Source organism: Limnochorda sp. L945t (genome assembly GCF_035593305.1).
Classification (GTDB): domain Bacteria; phylum Bacillota; class Limnochordia; order Limnochordales; family Geochordaceae; genus Carboxydichorda; species Carboxydichorda subterranea.
The window spans coordinates 3,277,872-3,293,463 of the sequence record NZ_CP141615.1; the positions used below are offsets into that span (position 1 = coordinate 3,277,872).

At 67.6% G+C, this 15,592-nt stretch carries 15 protein-coding genes; 7 read left to right on the forward strand and 8 right to left on the reverse strand.

Going from position 1 to position 15,592, the window contains the following annotated elements; all coding sequences use genetic code 11:
• Positions 1–452: 452 nt before the first annotated feature.
• On the forward strand, positions 453–977 hold the full coding sequence (locus U7230_RS15165; RefSeq protein ID WP_324716669.1) for a DinB family protein: 525 nt from the start codon (positions 453–455) through the stop codon (positions 975–977).
• 136 nt (positions 978–1,113) lie between these two features.
• On the opposite strand, the gene U7230_RS15170 is transcribed toward U7230_RS15165, so the two are convergent.
• Positions 1,114–1,716 (reverse strand): class I SAM-dependent methyltransferase, encoded by a 603-nt coding sequence (locus U7230_RS15170; protein ID WP_324716670.1) that lies wholly within the window; start codon positions 1,714–1,716, stop codon positions 1,114–1,116.
• Positions 1,713–2,384, reverse strand: coding sequence for a TetR/AcrR family transcriptional regulator (locus tag U7230_RS15175; RefSeq protein ID WP_324716671.1), 672 nt, complete (start codon positions 2,382–2,384; stop codon positions 1,713–1,715). The genes U7230_RS15170 and U7230_RS15175 overlap by 4 nt, the downstream gene beginning before the upstream one ends.
• A 406-nt stretch (positions 2,385–2,790) precedes the next feature.
• Here U7230_RS15175 and U7230_RS15180 point away from each other — a divergent pair, with 406 nt between their 5' ends.
• From U7230_RS15180 to U7230_RS15200, 5 genes are read left to right on the forward strand one after another with little or no spacing between them, the layout of a single operon-like run.
• Complete coding sequence (locus tag U7230_RS15180) at positions 2,791–3,474, forward strand: ABC transporter ATP-binding protein (protein WP_324716672.1); 684 nt, start codon at positions 2,791–2,793, stop codon at positions 3,472–3,474.
• Entirely contained in the window at positions 3,405–3,872 is a 468-nt protein-coding gene (locus U7230_RS15185; RefSeq protein ID WP_324716673.1) for a hypothetical protein, read from the forward strand. The genes U7230_RS15180 and U7230_RS15185 overlap by 70 nt, the downstream gene beginning before the upstream one ends.
• Positions 3,873–3,898: 26 nt before the next feature.
• Positions 3,899–5,029, forward strand: a complete 1,131-nt coding sequence (locus tag U7230_RS15190) for an ABC transporter permease (protein WP_324716674.1) — start codon at positions 3,899–3,901, stop codon at positions 5,027–5,029.
• Between the two features lie 2 nt (positions 5,030–5,031).
• Positions 5,032–6,117, forward strand: coding sequence for an ABC transporter permease (locus U7230_RS15195; protein ID WP_324716675.1), 1,086 nt, complete (start codon positions 5,032–5,034; stop codon positions 6,115–6,117).
• A 12-nt stretch (positions 6,118–6,129) separates the two neighbouring features.
• A complete protein-coding gene (locus U7230_RS15200) occupies positions 6,130–6,825 on the forward strand; it encodes a response regulator (RefSeq protein WP_324716676.1) in 696 nt (231 codons plus the stop codon).
• Here U7230_RS15200 and U7230_RS15205 read toward each other — a convergent pair.
• Together U7230_RS15205 and U7230_RS15210 are read right to left on the reverse strand one after the other, a co-directional pair.
• The gene (locus tag U7230_RS15205; RefSeq protein WP_324716677.1) at positions 6,815–7,009 is read right to left on the reverse strand and encodes a hypothetical protein; all 195 of its coding nucleotides are present in this window, start codon (positions 7,007–7,009) and stop codon (positions 6,815–6,817) included. The two genes, U7230_RS15200 and U7230_RS15205, sit on opposite strands and share 11 nt — an antisense overlap.
• A gap of 197 nt (positions 7,010–7,206) precedes the next feature.
• Positions 7,207–8,967 carry a methyl-accepting chemotaxis protein gene (locus U7230_RS15210; RefSeq protein ID WP_324716678.1) on the reverse strand — a complete coding sequence of 587 codons (1,761 nt, stop codon included), beginning with the start codon at positions 8,965–8,967 and terminating at the stop codon, positions 7,207–7,209.
• Between the two features lie 588 nt (positions 8,968–9,555).
• On the opposite strand from U7230_RS15210, the gene U7230_RS15215 reads away from it, so the two are divergent.
• Positions 9,556–9,939 (forward strand): HXXEE domain-containing protein, encoded by a 384-nt coding sequence (locus U7230_RS15215; RefSeq protein ID WP_324716679.1) that lies wholly within the window; start codon positions 9,556–9,558, stop codon positions 9,937–9,939.
• Positions 9,940–10,134: 195 nt separating this feature from the next.
• Here the strand turns inward: U7230_RS15215 and chrA are convergent, their stop codons facing one another.
• The 4 genes from chrA to U7230_RS15235 all read right to left on the reverse strand — a co-directional run bounded on the left by chrA (position 10,135) and on the right by U7230_RS15235 (position 14,868).
• Positions 10,135–11,379 (reverse strand): chromate efflux transporter, encoded by a 1,245-nt coding sequence (chrA, locus tag U7230_RS15220; RefSeq protein WP_324716680.1) that lies wholly within the window; start codon positions 11,377–11,379, stop codon positions 10,135–10,137.
• Between the two features lie 71 nt (positions 11,380–11,450).
• Positions 11,451–11,954 (reverse strand): hypothetical protein, encoded by a 504-nt coding sequence (locus U7230_RS15225; protein WP_324716681.1) that lies wholly within the window; start codon positions 11,952–11,954, stop codon positions 11,451–11,453.
• A gap of 591 nt (positions 11,955–12,545) precedes the next feature.
• A complete protein-coding gene (locus U7230_RS15230) occupies positions 12,546–14,261 on the reverse strand; it encodes a methyl-accepting chemotaxis protein (RefSeq protein ID WP_324716682.1) in 1,716 nt (571 codons plus the stop codon).
• Positions 14,262–14,346: 85 nt separating this feature from the next.
• Complete coding sequence (locus U7230_RS15235) at positions 14,347–14,868, reverse strand: chemotaxis protein CheW (protein ID WP_324716683.1); 522 nt, start codon at positions 14,866–14,868, stop codon at positions 14,347–14,349.
• Positions 14,869–15,592: the final 724 nt, after the last annotated feature.

Below are 15,592 nucleotides of genomic sequence, written 5' to 3' on the forward strand. Positions count from 1 at the left end.
GTGGCTCTGGGCGGCCAGGAGCAGCCTGACGTGGTGGCGGAAATGGTCGGCAAATACGCGCGCACTGGGCCAACGCCGGGATGACCGGGTCATCGCGGACTCGCGCTCCGGCTGAGGGCCCCTTCGATCACGCCCCTGACCGGACGGCGTCTCGTCGCGGCCCTACGCTGCCCGTAGACGGCGGCGCAAGGTGGGGGCCGTAGGAGAGGTGGGCCCCGCATCGCCGCGGCCATGCCGCACCTGGCTCAACCGGGGCGCCTGCCGGGCGGCCCGCCGGTGAAGGTCTGGTTCGACGGAGGGTTCGACCCCGAACGAAACGATTTCGCTGCCGGGTGGCCGGTGAGCGAGCCCCTGCCGAAGGGCGACTCGCGCATCAAGGCGAGCGGGCTGCGGGTGAGGGGGCCGCCCGGGGAGTGGAATTCCCCGTCGAGTAGAGAGAAAGGCGAAGGGAAGTGGCGCGTTCGGCGAGCCCGGCGACCGCAATGGAGGCGGCCCTGCGGCTGCGGGCCGCCGTCGCGTCGTTCGCCTCATACATCACGGGACTTCCCGAATCGTTCCTGCAGCCCGGCGAGTGGGGCCCGAGAGAGGTGCTCGTCCACCTCGTCTTCTGGCATGAGACCCATGCTGCCACCATCGGCGCCTTGCTCCGGGGCGAGGAGCCGGCGCTGCCGGTGGGCACCTTCGCGCAGCTCAACGCCCGAGCCGTGCGGGCCAACGCGGATCAGCCCATTACCAGGCTCATCGAGCGCCTCGAGGCGGCGCAACGCGAGCTCGAGCGACTGGTGGTCGCAGCCGGCGGGCGGGATCTGCCCGGCATCCGCACCAAAGCCGGAGCGAAACCCCGCGACCTGCGTGCCGCCCTGCTTCGCATGGAAGCCCACGTGCGCCATCACGAACGCAAGCTTGCGCGAGAAACTGCTGGAGGTAATGGAAGTCGCAAACCGCGGTCGCCCGTACCAAGAGGTCGGGGCGAATGATATCATGAGGGGGCACACCACGGAGCGGTTGCTGTCTCCGGAGTTCCTGCAGGGCTTCGCCAGGGGCCTGCTACGGGGCTGATGGTTGGAGCATTCCTCCTCGGCGTGGCCTTCATCGCCTGGCTATCCCTTGCGCTCAGGTCGGAGGGCGGACGCCCGTCGCGCAGAGCGCGCCGACGGGCCGCATCGACCTCGAGGCCAGCCGGACGTCAGCGAATCCCGCGCCCGCCACCAGGGCGACGAGTTGCTGGCCGACACCTGCGACCGTCGATTCGGCCTCAGCCCACCTGGGCTGGAGCGTTACCGCGACCAGCCCCCCGGGCCTCAGAACGCGCTGTACCTCCCTGAGGTTGTCCTGCGGGTCCGGCCAGAACTGGATCGAATTGACGCAGAACGCTTTGTCGAAGGAGCTGTCGCCGAACGGCAACGCGGACACGGACGCCCAACGCAGTTCCACTCGCCCCTCTTGAACAAAGGCGGCGTTGCGCCGCCGCGCCTGCTGGACCATGAGCGGTGAGTGGTCGACGCCGGCGATGAAGGCGGCCCGGGAAGTCCGGGCGAGGTGCTCCACCCCGATGCCGGGCCCGAAGCCTACCTCCAGAACCCGCTCGCCATCCTTCACCCCCAGCAGTTCGACGGTCCAAGCGTTCAGCTCCCGGTTGGAATGGGCCATGAGCGCGCCGACCAGTCGGCCCGCGAGCCCGGAGGGCCGGCCAAACTGGCGATCCAGCCAGCTCATGTCACGCGCCCCCCTTGTCCCTTGCCATCACGGTGCGCTCCCATTAAAGGGCTTGCCGCACGTCTCGAGGACGGGTCTGGGAAGATAGCGTGAAAGATCATGTGTGCCAGCGCGTCGCGCCGGCGGCTGAACTCTTCGGCCGGTAGCGTGGCGGGATCTAACTCCGTATGCCAGACCCTGTCGACGAGGATGAGGACGGCCCAGCAAGTGGCCTCGGCGTCAAGGTCGGGGCGCGCCAGGCCACGGGCTTGGGCCTGGCGGACGGCCGCTAGCAGCTTGTCGTACAGAAAGCGGTGGATCTGCTCGCCACAACGGGCGACATCCGGGTCGCGGACGGTTAGACCCACCCAGGCCCGCTGCAGGGCATAGTGCGCCGCATCGTAGGGCAGGACACGGGCCAGCAGCGCGCGGATGGTCTCGAGAGGATCGGGCGAGAGTAGCGCTCCGGCGATGTCGAGGCCGCTCAAACTGTCGAGGGCCGATGCATACAGGCTCAGAAAGATCTGACGCTTGTCGCGGAAGTAACTGTACAACGTTCCGATGCTGACGCCGGCTTCAGCGGCGATATCGCTGGCGGTGGTGGCTTCATACCCGCGCTCCCCGAAAAGACGGGCGGCAGCTGCGAGAATGGCGTCGCGCTTGGCGCGGCTTCGCGCCTGCCGGGGCACCCGTCGGAGGCCGGTAGCCTGGAGGAGTGCCGGAAGGCGGAGCTCGGAAGACCTGTCTGACACAGCCATCCCTCTTCTCCGGCGTGGGTGAAGCCAGAAGGCGAATACGACGTCACATTCACTTATAGGGCTCGGTCTATCGGGTGTCAAGGGCCGACAGAGGTGAGTGTGTGTCAAGGACGCCCCGAGCCACTGCAGCGACTTCTTCAGGCCTTCCGAGGCTAACCGGGATGCCATCGAGGCGCCGTTCGCGGCGATGGGTGCGCTCGTAATGGGACGACGTACGTACGACGTGGTCGAGGGCTGGGGTGGGCTGCCCCTCTTGCTCCAATGATGCCGATTGGCCCGCCGACCTCGTGCGGTGCCTCGCCTGGCGAAAGCGACGTAGAGCAGGCCTCCGCGGCTCATGACCCCGGTCACTGGCAGGCTCCTCGGGAGCATCCGTATACTCAACCCCACGGCGCCGGAGAGCGCCGGAGGAGGGATGTGCATGTTGCGGGAGGCCGATACCTCCACGCCTCGGACGGGCGTGGGCGAGGCGGTCGTCGTCGTCCACAATCTGGTGAAGCGGTACGGTTCGACGACCGCCGTCGATCATGTCTCCTTTGACGTCTTGCCGGGTGAGGTGTTCGGGCTGCTCGGTCCGAACGGGGCCGGCAAGACCACGACCCTGGAGATCATCTCCGGGCTCCGCCGCCCCGAGAGCGGGGACGTTCGGGTGGGCGGCATCTCCGTGCGGGACGACGTGCAGCGGGTGCAGAGGATGCTGGGCATCGTCCCTCAGGGGCTCGCCCTTTACGAAGAGTTCACGGCACGGCAGAACCTCTCGTACTTCGCCAGCCTGCGGGGCCTCTCCCGGGCCGAACGCAAGCGCCAGATAGAAGAGGTCCTGGCGGTGACGGGCCTCGAGGAGGTAGCCGGGAAGCGGGTCGCAGGCTTCTCCGGCGGCATGAAGTGCCGGCGAACGTCGCCATCGCTCTGCTGGGTCACCCGAAAGTGCTGTTGCTGGACGAGCCTACCGTGGGCATCGATCCCCAGTCGCGCCGCCACATCCTCGACTCGGTGCTGCACCTGGCCGAGCAGGGCATGACCATCCTCTACACCAGCCACCACATGGAGGAGGTCGAATCTCTCTGCACCCGGGTAGCGATCATGGATCACGGTCGCATCATCGCCCAGGGACCCCTGGACGAGGTGCGGGCCCTGGCCGGAGAGAGCGCGGTGCTGCGGGTTCCGGCGAGCGAGGAGTCACTGCCGAAGGGTTTCGACCTGGCGGCTTTGCGAAGTGCGGCAGGCGTTCCGGTGGAAGCGACGCGGGGTGAGCTCCGCCTCATGCTGCCCGAGGGCCCGGCGCAGGCGCCGCGGGTGTTGAACGTGCTGCAGGAGCACGGCGTGCCGCTGGGCGGCATGCGGCTCGAGACGCCGAACCTGGAGACCGTCTTTCTCGCCTTGACCGGGAAGACGTTGCGGGACGGTCAAAACCTGTGAGGCGCCGGAAAGGGAGGGCCAAGTAGATGCGATGCGGTCGAAGCATCGGGGTCATCGCGATGAACCTGGTGCACCGCCTGCTCCTCGAGGGCGCCCCGCTATGGCTTTTCGCCTTGCCCATCGTGATCATCTTCATCCTGGGCGTCAGTATGCGAGGAGCCTTGTCGGGCGAGTTCATTCCCGCGGAGCCGTACCGGGTGGCTGTGGCAGGGGACCGGTCGGCCCCGGCTCAGGCCGTGACCGAAGCGCTCGGGGCGAAGCCGGAGCTTTTCACGGTGGCCCGTGCCGCCGGCCCGGCCGAGGCCCGGCGGAGCGTCCTGGCCAGGGAAGCCGACGCGGCGCTCATCGTACCCGCACGCTTCCCCGATGAGCCCATCGCGGTCGTCGCACCACCGGGCGGGATGGTCGCCGAAATCCTTCAACCCGTGGTGCGCGCCGCCGCTGCACAGGCCAGCCTGGCGGGCACCGAGATCGTGAATATGGCGGTGACCGAGGTCGTCACGCCGGAGAAGACCGGCAAACCCGGCCGAGCCGACTTCCCCTGGAGCTCCGCCGGGTCCTTCCAGTACTTCGGCATCGGCCTGACCGTCATGTTTGCCATGTTCGGCAGCCACGCGGTCATGACGTATTGCGCCCGCGACCGGGCCTCGGGCGCCTACGCTCGCATTCGGGCAAGCGGGCTCTCTCTCCCCGCTTACCTGGTCGCCGGGTTCGTTGGCGCTGTGCTCATGGGATCCCTCTTCATCGCCTTCATGCGGGTCGCCACCGCGCTCCTGTTTGGAGTGGTCTGGGGCCCGCCGCTGGCCTGTGCAGCTCTGAGCGTCGCCGGCGCGGCCGGGACAGCCGCCATGTCGTTCGTCGTGATGAGCCTGGCGCCGCGTAACCCCAGGCTGGTCGATCAAGCGGGCGGCGTGCTCTTCATGCTTCTGGCGTTTGCCGGCGGATCCAGCCTGCCCCTGCCGCTCATGCCGGACTGGTTCGCCCGCGGCTTTGCGTGGCTGCCCAACCGAGCGATGCTTGACGGATACTTCGAGCTTGCCACGGGCGGAGGTCTTTCCGCCATCGCGGATGAACTGCGGATCCTGGTCGTCGCCACCCTCACCCTCTTCGCCGTCGCATGGGTCATCTCCAGCTGCCGGGCCGCGGAGGAGGCGTGATCATGGGTGTTCTCAAGCGGATTGCGACGATGGCGGGCTGGACGGTTCTTCGCACCTCTCAGTCGGTGGCGGACCTGGTGTGGCTCGTGGTCATGCCCATCGCATTCGGCGTCATCATCTCGTTGATCCTGGCAGGCGCGGGCGCCGTAAAGCCTCCGCGTGCGGTGGTGGTCAACGAGGATGGTACGGAGACGGTGGAGCGGTTGATCCGGGCACTGGCAACGACGCCTTTCGATGTCCAGCTGGCCGGCCGGGACGAGGCGATGAAGCAGATCGCCGGTGGCCACGTGGAGACGGCGTTGGTCGTTCCCGCTGGCTTCGCCGCCTCCATCGCAGCCGGGGCGCCGCGCCTGGAGGTGCTGCAGGCCGGCGGCTCCGCCGGAGGACTCCTGGTCACGAGGGCGAAGGCGATCGCGGCGGCGCTGGCACGAGGCGAGGCGCTGCCGGAGACGCTGGTGGCCATCGAAACCCCGAGGCCAACTGGGGACGCCAGCCCGTTCACGCGGGTGCGGGTCGTTTTCGGTGTCTACCTCCTCTTCGGGCTGACAGCGTCCATCCAGCGGACGGCCGCGCTTCACAGGGAGAGGAAGGCCGGGCTGCTGCAGCGAGTGTTGAGCACGGGAGTTCCCTACGGCGAGGTGATCGCAGCCTTCATGGCCAGCATTTTCCTGATCGGCCTCCTGCAGGCTGCGGTGGTGCTGGCGGTCACCGGCTTACTGGGGACGCCTTGGCTTGCCGCCGGCCCGGGTGCCATCGCACTGCCGGTGCTGGGAAGCCTCTTCGCCGGCTCGGGCCTGGCCGTGGCGCTCTCGGGTTTCGTTCGCAGCGAAGCCCAGGTCCAGCTGTTGGGGAGCGCGCCGCCTCTTCTCGCCGTGCTGGGGGGCGCCGTCATGCCCCTGGAGCTGACGCCGGCCGGTGTGCAGAAGCTGGCCGTGTTCAACCCATTCTACTGGGCGATGGAGGCTCTGGAGGGCGGGTTCGTCTATCGGGGCTGGGAGAGTCAGGCCGGGCCGCTGGCCGTGCTGCTCCTGGTGGGCGTCGTCGGTATGGTGGTGGGCGTCCAGGCGCTCCGCCGGAGGGCCGTGTAGGGACGTTGCACGGTGAGCGCGCGTGACGAGGAGACGAGGCAGTTCGAGGAGCTCTGGCCGTTTCACGTCCTGCGCTGGGGGCTGGTCACTGCCGGAATCATGGCCTGGCTGTGGGCGGGTTCGGAGGGCCTGGCGCGGTGGGCCCTCCTCGTCGCCGCGCTGGTCGCCCTGGACCTGGCTCTCTACGGTCCGGGCCAGGGCCGTGCCCGCCCCCTATGGGGGAGCCTCCAGATCGCCCTGGGAATCGCCGTCTTCCTCGTTGCCCCGGGGCGCGATTTCCAGGTGACCGCGGTGACCAACGGCCGGGAGGCGGTGGAGGTAGCCCGCCAGGACCCGCCGAGTCTGGCGGTGATCGATGTACGGATGCCCGTCATGGGGGGCGTGGAATGCACCAGGGTGCTCAAGGCAGAGCATCCGGGCATGCCCGTGTTGGTCCTCACCACCTTTGACGACTACCGCTTGGTGGAGGCCTGTCTGGAGGCCGAAGCGAACGCCTACCTCCTCAAGGATATCCACCCCGATGATCTGGCCAACGCCATCCGGCTGCTGCACGCTGGTGAGCGGCTGATTCCGGGCGACCTGGCCGAAAGGGGCGAACTATGGCCCGAGCTGGCGCGAAGCTCGCAGGGCCGATTGACACGATACGACGGGGCGGCTCTCCCCCGCAGGAGAGGGCCCAGGGCGCCAGCGTTGCCAGCTACGGGGTAGCGTGGGCCGACCGGTAGAAGAACGCCATGAGGTGGGCCCAAAGTATGATGAGGGCGACCACCGGGATCTCGCGCCACACGGCGCGGCGGAAAGGGACGCCCCGGTACTTGTGCTCCAACGATGCGAATCCAGTCACCAACGCGGCGCCCAAGAGCACCTGGCCTACCACCGCGGTCCAGTCCATGCCCCCATGTGCCCCCGTTTCGTGGTGGGCCCAGCGCAGCCGGAGCCCAGCTAGACCCGCCGAGGCACCTCCGGTGCCGAGCCCGACGTCCGTTGCGCCGACGCAGCAAGCAACCACTCCACAACCTGGAAGGTACCCGACCAGGTGGGCCGCGCTGCGGGGACGACCCTGGCCAGGGAGCCGGCCCCCGCAGCCCGTTACACCCTGAATACTTCCACCGCCTTCACCATCTCCTGCGCCAGGCTCGCCAGGCTGCCGGCGGCGCTGCCGATATGCTCCATGGCCGACGACTGTTCCTCGGTGCTCGAGGCGATCTCCTCGGTCCCGGCCGCATTCTCCTGGCTGATGGCGGCGATCTCCTCGGCCGCCTTGACCGCTTGTTCGCTCGCCCCCGCAATTTGCTGGGCCGAGGCGCTTACCTCCTGGACTTGCTGAACCATCTGCTCCACCGCCCGCGCGATGGCCTCGAAGCTCTGGCCGGACGTCTCGATAGACTGAACCCCTTCGGCCACTGCGCTCTGCCCGGCCGCAGAGTTGCGAATCGCCCGGTCCACCTCCTGGCGGATCCCCCCGATGAGCGTGGCGATCTCCGAGGCCGCCTGGCGGGACTGTTCGGCCAGCTTCCTCACCTCCTCGGCCACCACCGCAAAGCCCCGGCCTTGCTCCCCGGCCCGGGCTGCTTCGATGGCTGCATTGAGCGCCAGCAGGTTGGTCTGTTCGGCGATGCCGGTGATCACGTCCACGATCTGCCCAATCCGCTGGGAGCGCTGGCCCAGGTCCTCGACGGCCTTGCCGGATTCGCCCACGGTGGACCGGATCTGGCTCATCTGCTGGAGCATGGCGGCCAGGGCGTTGCGCCCCTCCTTCGCCAGTTGGGCGGTCTGGGCGGTGCCTTCGGCGAGGCGCCGGGCGGTTTCGGCGAGCCGGTGCACCATCTCGCCGGTCTGCCGGGTGGCGCCCGCTGCCGTCGTGGCAGCTGCCGACTGGCGTTGGGTGCCTGCGGCCATCTGGTTCACCGTTGCCGCCACCTGTTGAATGGCCCGGCCCACTTGCTCAGAAGACCTGGCCAGCTCCTGGCTGGACGAGGCGACCTGTTGGGCTGCTCTTCGAGTCTCGCCGATGAGCCCCCTGAACGTGTGCACCAGATGGTTGAACGACGCAGCCGCCTCGCCCATCTCGTCAGAAGAGCGCACGGGCATCCGTTGCGTCAGGTCGGCCGCCTGCGCGGTGGTGCGCAGGCGGTCGCGGAGCAGGATGACGTGCGCTGCGACAGAACGGCCTGCGAGCCAGACCACGAGGGAGGAGAGCAAGAGGCCGCCCACCAGCAGAAGCCACATGGCCTTCTCGCTCGCGGCGTGGTTGGCCTCAGCGCGTGCCACCTGGGCGCGCGTGGTCTCGTTGAACCGGTCCTCGAGCTGGTCGATCTGCGCGCGTGCGGGTTCGAGGATCTCCTGGCGAACCGAATCGGCCTCCCTGACGGCGTCTGCCGCGCTGAGGGCTCCACTTTCGTGCTGGGCGAGGATCTGGCTCGCTCGTTGCTTCCACTGCCCCACACCGGCCACGAAAGCGTCAATCCGGGCTTTGTCCTGCGGGTCGGCGAGCAATGCCCTGGCCTGGGTAGACCTCGAGAGGGCCTGGGTCGCGTTGTCCTCCACGTCCTTGCGCAGCGACGGGTACTTCGGGTCGGCAGGCGAGCGGGCGAACAACTCGTTGAAGGCCGACAGAGCCTGGTAGAGGTCCCGGTCCGCCTGGAGGACGAGGTCAAGGGCAACGATCCGGCGAGTGCCGAGCAGCTCGAGCTCGGAGAAGACCTCCCGGGATGTCCTCACGCCGTTCAACCCGATCATCGCGGCCGCAACGGTTGGTATCAAGATGATGAACCCGAGCCGGACCTTGATCGACCAGTTGGTGGGATTCCACCGCGACACCTGCAGCGATCCCGCCTGCTCGACAGCCACTGGCATCCCTCCTGGAGGGCACCATGGATACCGCTTTCATTGCCGCGCTACGCGAAGGCCCGTCCTCCCCTGAGGACGGTACTGGGGGCCGGAGCCGGTGCCCGGGCTGAGGGCCCGTGATACTGCGAAGGGCCGCCTCCGCCTGCGCCGCCAGCAGGGCCAGCCCGCCCCGTGGAGTCCGGAAGATCTTGGCTACCCACCGCATCGGCCGCCGTCACCCGGGACTTTATGCCCACGCGTGCGGGACCTGGGTCTCACGATCCTTTTGGCCCGCCCGCCGGTTGCCATCCCCGGCCGGGTCGACCACCGGACGCACCACAGGACCGCACATGGCCCGGTCACTACCCGTCGGCCTGTGCCGATGCGCTTCGGGCGCATCTCATGAGGGCGGACAGGCTATGCATCCCGGGTCTACCCAAGATCTCGGAGGTCGGCGCCAACCTTGGGCAGGCGGACGCCCTTGCCGACGTCTTGACGGTGGTGACCAGCCTCCCCGTGCTGCTTGACGTCCTGCAGGGCAACCTAACAGCCTGGCGAATGACGCCTCGCTCGCCCACCACGGCACGGTTCGAGAGGTGAGTGGCCAACATGGGGCGCGTCCTGGCCCTTTACCTGCTCGCGGTGGCAGTTCAGGCGCTGCATGTGCTCGAGGAGTTTCGAACCGGGTTTCACCGCGCCTTTCCTGCGGCACTGGGGTTCAAGCCATGGTCGGATGAGTTTTTCCTCACCCTCAACCTCGTGGCGCTCTCCGTCTTCATCTCGAGCGCCGCCGCCTGGGGCGTGGGATGGAAGCCAGCTGTGGCCGTGATCTGGGCGTTCTCCGTTGCCATGCTCGGAAACGGCATCGTGCATCCCGTGCTCGCCGTCCGTCGGCGCGCCTACTTCCCCGGGATGTACACCGCACTGGCCCACCTGGCGCTGGCCTTGCTGCTCCTACAGGCGCTCCTGCAGGGAGAAACGCACCCCTGGTAGTCTCCGGCGAGCCGTCGCAGTACGGCCCATGTCGAGAGGCTTGCAGCGGCTCCTCTCCCGTCGCTCGAAGGCCCGGTGCGCAGCGAGCGCCAGGACGGCGTAGACGCCCGGTACCGCACTGAGCCGGGACGCCGAGGGCCAGGCTCCGCTGGAGGAGGGGCCAGGGTGGCATGGCGGGGAACGGTGCCGGCCCCCTCAATGCCCCAGCATGCGTGTCAGCACGCCCAACAGGGCGCCGCCCGCGATCAGCCAGGCCGAGTTGAGGCGAAAGCGGGCCAAGGCGACCAGGGCCGCAGCCGCGACGGCCACGGTCAACGGGTCGACCAGAGCCGTCCCGGCCAGCTGCAGGGTGACCCCGGCCATCAAGGCGAGGGACGCTGCGTTGACCCCGTCCAGGACGGCCGAGGTCCACCAAGAGCGCCGGAGCCAGACCCCAAGGGGGTGCACAGCCGCCACGAAGAGAAACGACGGGAGGAAGATGGCTACGGTCGCCAGGATCGCTCCCGCCAGGCCTCCCAGGATGTAGCCCACGAAGGTGGCCGTGGTGAAGACAGGGCCCGGGGTGAACTGGCCCACCGCGATTGCGTCCAGAAGCTGGCGATCGGTCAGCCAGCCCAACCGTTCTACCAGGTCCCGGCGCAGGAAGGCGAGCAGGACGTAGCCGCTCCCGTAGAGGACGGCGCCCACTTTCAGGAAGACCCCGAGCAGCCCCGGTAGGGTAAGAGGAGCCGCAGTTGCCGCCACTCCACCCCCGCCCGCTGCCGCCTGGGCGCTGCTTAACCCCAGTCCTGCCGCGACGGGAGACCCCCCGATAGAACGGAGGGCGACGGGACGCCCGCGGGGAGGCCGCTCCCAGAGCCTCTTGGCCAGGGCATAGGCAACCCCGCCGCCGAAGAGCAGCACCAGCTCATGGACGCCCAGCAAGTACAGCGCCAGCACCAGCGCAGCCCACCCAGCGGCCAGCGGAGTGTCCAACGCCGTCCGGCCAAGCCCGAGCAGCGCCTGGAGCACGATAGCGATGATGACGGGTTTGATACCGTACAGCACCCAGTCAGCTTGAGGCGTGGAGCCGTAGGCGACATAGGCGGCCGCCAGGGCGCCCACCATGAGGGCGGCAGGCAGGATGAAGCTCAGGCCAGCCACCACCAGCCCCGGCCAGCCCGCGCGCAGGTAGCCCAGATGGATGGCCATCTCCGTGGAGTTGGGACCGGGGATGAGGTTGGTGAGGCCGATGAGGTCGACGAAGCGCTGCTCCGGGAGCCATTTGCGCCGCTGCACCACTTCTTCGCGCATCATGGCGATGTGGGCGGCCGGGCCACCGAAGGCGATGGTCCCGAGCTTCAGGAATACCCGTGCAACTTCGGCAAGCGATCCGGCAGCCGCCCCGGCAGAGCGTGATGCGGCCGGTTCGCGGTCGGGTGGCATCGCGGGCCCGTTCATGGAGTGCTGGTCGCCTCCTTGCCCTCGTGCGCGTGTTCAACGCGCGTGTTCAAGTTGGGGCAGAGAGCGGTTCATGGCGCCGGCGACTCCTTACCGGTGAGTACTGGTGCGACACGTGCGGTCGGCAGGCGTACCGTTCCAAGGATCAGCCACGGCTCGATGAGCACATGGATGAGGGCATGGGTGAGCCCCACCGGCGTAAGGCTCCGCCGGCCGGCGAGGTAGAGGGCGGCCAGCACCGTTCCCAGGACGAACGTGAGGATGATCCAGCTCAGTTCCGTTGCGTGACCGCCGAAGATCGGCGAGGCGAGGGTCATGGCGGAGTAGAGCATGGCGACGAGGATGCCGGCCACGATGGGACGCTTCGGTGCCGGCCGTCCCCACACGAGGTCGGCAAGCGAACGCCCCGCGTGCTGGAGCCGTGCGAGCGGCGACACCAGGACGGCGAGCTCCGCGAGGAGGAATCCGCCAAGCAGGACTGCGGTCTTGCCGCGCAGGTCGAGCGGCGCCGCGATTCGCAGTGCGAGCGGGAACAACAGGGCGAGCAGCAGGTTGTACAAGACGGTGGGTCCCATGCCGGCGACCCAGGCAAGTCCCCTTGACCGTCTCCGAACAGGTCTCGGGCGCGGGTGCCGAGCGGCTCCGGGGCCCGACCAGCTCTGGAGCATGTCTCATCCCTCCGTGACAAGCTTGGCATCCGTAGAAGTATACGCAAGGGCATGACTTCGGCGGGCCCCCGCGGGGTGTCCGCACACACCCGGAACCTGAGCCGATAGCTCAGCCGCCTCGATGAAGGGCCTGACCAACCTCAGAGCCGCAAACGTAGGGCAACCGGCTGTTCGTTCGGGGTCGCGAAGAGGCCTTTCCGCCCGGCACGACAAAGCCTTTCAGGCCGGCCGTGCGTGGCTGGCACGTAACTGCTCTGGATGGCACGGAGGTACTGCGGACCGAAGCTCTCGCTGCGCTGGGGCAACGTGGGGATGGAGCGTAAGCGTGGACCCGCTCCCTGAGTCCACTTGGGCTCGCCCCACGGACCGCGGTGGTGACGAACGGTCATCTCCGAAGCCGGGCGAGAAACACCCAATGGGCCTTGGTGGGGCCGTGGAGCCGCATCACAGGTGTGAGACGCAGCTCCCCGGCCCCGGAGCACGGTCTGCGAGACTCCACTAGACCTTGAAGACCTCCACGGCTTTCATGAGTTGCTCGGCCATGTTGGCCAGGCTGGCAGCGGAACTGGCGATCTCCTGAACTGCCGAAGACTGCTCCTCCGTGCTGGAGGCCACCTCTTCGGCTGCGGCCGCATTCTCCTCCGTAATGGCAGCGATCTCGTCGACGGCCTTGACGACCTGCTCGCTGGACGCCGCCATCTGCTGGGCAGCAGCGCTGACTTCCTCGATTTGGCGAACCATCTGCTCGACGGCTTGAGCAATGGCTTCGAAGGTTTGGCCCGAAGCTGCGACCGCCTGCACGCCCTCTGTCACCGCACCGGAGCCGGCCTCTGTGTTGCGAACCGCCCGATCGACCTCCTGCCGGATTTCGGCGATGAGCGCGGCGATCTCGGATGCCGCCTGGCGCGATTGCTCGGCCAGCTTCCGCACCTCTTCGGCCACCACGGCAAAGCCGCGACCCTGGTCACCGGCTCTCGCCGCCTCGATGGCGGCGTTGAGCGCGAGCAAGTTGGTTTGCTCCGCTATCCCCGTGATCACGTCGACGATCTGCCCGATCCGCTGGGAGCGCTGGCCAAGGTCCTGCACGGCATGGCCCGACTCGCCCACGGTCCTTTGAATTTGGTCCATCCGTTGAGTGATGGCGCCCAGGGCGACGCGGCCGTCTTGCGCGAGCTTGGCCGCTTGGTCGGCCGCTTCACCCATCCGCTGGGTGGCCTGGGCGACCCGGCGTACCATTTCGCCCATCTGCCGGGCGCTTTCCGACGTGGAGCTGGCAGCGACCGACTGGCGCTGGCTACCCTTGGCCACCTGATCCACGGTCTCGGCCACCTGCTGTACAGCCTTGCCCACCTCCTCGGAGGAACTGGCCAGCTCTTCCGAGGACGAGGCCACCTGCTCGGCGCTTTGCCGTACGGTGTGGATCAAGCGCCGGAGCCCGTCGGACGCCTGTGCGAGAGCCCGGGCTGCCAGGCCGACCTCGTCATGGCTGTTGTGCTCGACCCGGTGGGTCAGGTCGCCTTCGGCCAACCTCTGAGCACCACTGACCATCAAGTGTAGAGGGCCGGTGATCATCCGGGCGATGACCATGCTGAGGGTAAAGCCCAGCAAGGCGCCCGCCGCGATGACGGCAATCAGGGAGAGGCGGGTGCTCGCATAAAGCTGTTGGTTGGTTACATGCGTTGCCTTGGCCATCTTCACGTTGATGTCCACGAGTTCTTCGATATCCTGGTTGAGCTGCTGGCGGACAGGAGCTACTTGCTGGTTCAACACTTCGTTGATCCGTGTCACACCCGGATTGGCTCGGCTGACTGTCAGGAATGTGTTGACCGCCTGCATGTAGTTTCGCCAGGTTGCCTGCACCCGGGTAATGACCCGACGCTCGTCTTCGAGAACGATGGTAGGCATGTAAGCCTCGATCGCCTGGCCGAAATCCGTCTCATAGCGGCGGATGTTCGCCTCGATAGCCTCCTTGTCGGGGACAGTCTCGGCCAGCGCATGGTTAGATACTTCGACGGCAATGCGCCGAGCCGCCCGCTCCGCGTCCGCGGCGGCCTGAATGCTGAGGACGTTTCCTTGGTACATCTTCTCAATGGCTCGATCCATCTTGCTGAGACTGTAGATCGACCAAATGCCCAGAACGACCATGATCAAAACGTTGAGGAAGGCGAGCAGGCTCAGCTTTGTCGAGATTCTTAGGTTTCGGACGGCATTCACTTGGGTGTTGCCTCCTTACGACGCGAGATGCCCGGACGAAGAGAAGCGCCGGGAGATGGCCCCGGCACGACAGCCAGGGGTCGTGCTAGCCGGCCGGAGGAGCTGGAACCTCGCTCTCCGACGTGTTGCCGGTCTTCAGTGGTTTCAGAGGCTGTCGTTCCTTCGCCTGGAGCAGCTGCTCCAGGTCGAGCAGGATTACGAGCCGCTGATCCAGCTTGGCGACGCCCTGCAAGAACTCCACGTCCACCCCGACCGTCAACTCATGGGGTGGCTCCAACGTCTCTGCAGGCACCCGGAGTACCTCCGACACGGCGTCTACCACCAACCCCAGTGTGCGGCCGGCCACCTCCACCACCATGATTCGCGTGTCCCGCGTAGCCTGCGTCCAAGGCAGGCCAAAGCGGCGGCGCAGGTCCATGACCGGAATCACGTGCCCCCGCAAGTTCAAGATGCCTTCCACGAAGGTCGGGGCTCCTGGCACGCGGGTGATGGGTTGCAGGGCGATGATCTCCCGAACGGTGACAATGTCTACCCCGTATGTCTCGTTTCCCAGCTTGAAGACTACAAGCTGTAACTCGCCCCGGCGGGTTACACCACGGGACTCCATGACACGCCCCCTCGTCTGTACCAGCTCAACTCTCGCTTGCCGCCCGCTCCCGCCGGCCTAGTGATGCGGGCCGTGTGCAGGCGTCCCCGCCCTGGTCGGGTTCAGGCAGGCGGCCAGGTACCGGTCCTCGTTCGTCTGAAGATAGGACGCCTGTGAGGGGGGGACCAGCGGGGGATCGCGGCTTGTCCGCTTGGGCAGGCGTACCCGGCTCCAAGCGTTTGTGACGGAGACGAGAGGGAAGACCCGAGACGGGCAGCGGGCCCCACGGAGAGCTGCAGGGGTCGGGAAGTTACACCACGAGAGGGCTGATATGTACCAACTCCAGGGAACGCAGGCCGGAGGTGTTAGGCGATGGGAGCTAGGACCTTCGCCCCCCCCCCCCCCCCCCCGAACGCGCGTGCGCAGCTTGTTAACCAGCGCCCTCGATCCTCGACTTCGCTCCTACTCCCCCACACCGGACCCACGGCGCTCCACCGCCCTGCCACGGACTGATCGCGAGGTACTTCCAACAGTTGGCATCGACCCGCTTCCCGTTCACCTTTAGGCCCTTCCTCCCATGACCTCCGGTTCCCTCATGAGGCCGGCCGGACCATCAACCCTGCCACGTGCTGGCAATCTTCCCGGTGATGAACGTCCTCCCGCTACCGGGGCCCCACGGACACGCACGCCACCCCTGTTGACCAGAGCCCATTGACCTCACGACAGCAACTACAGATCATTAGCG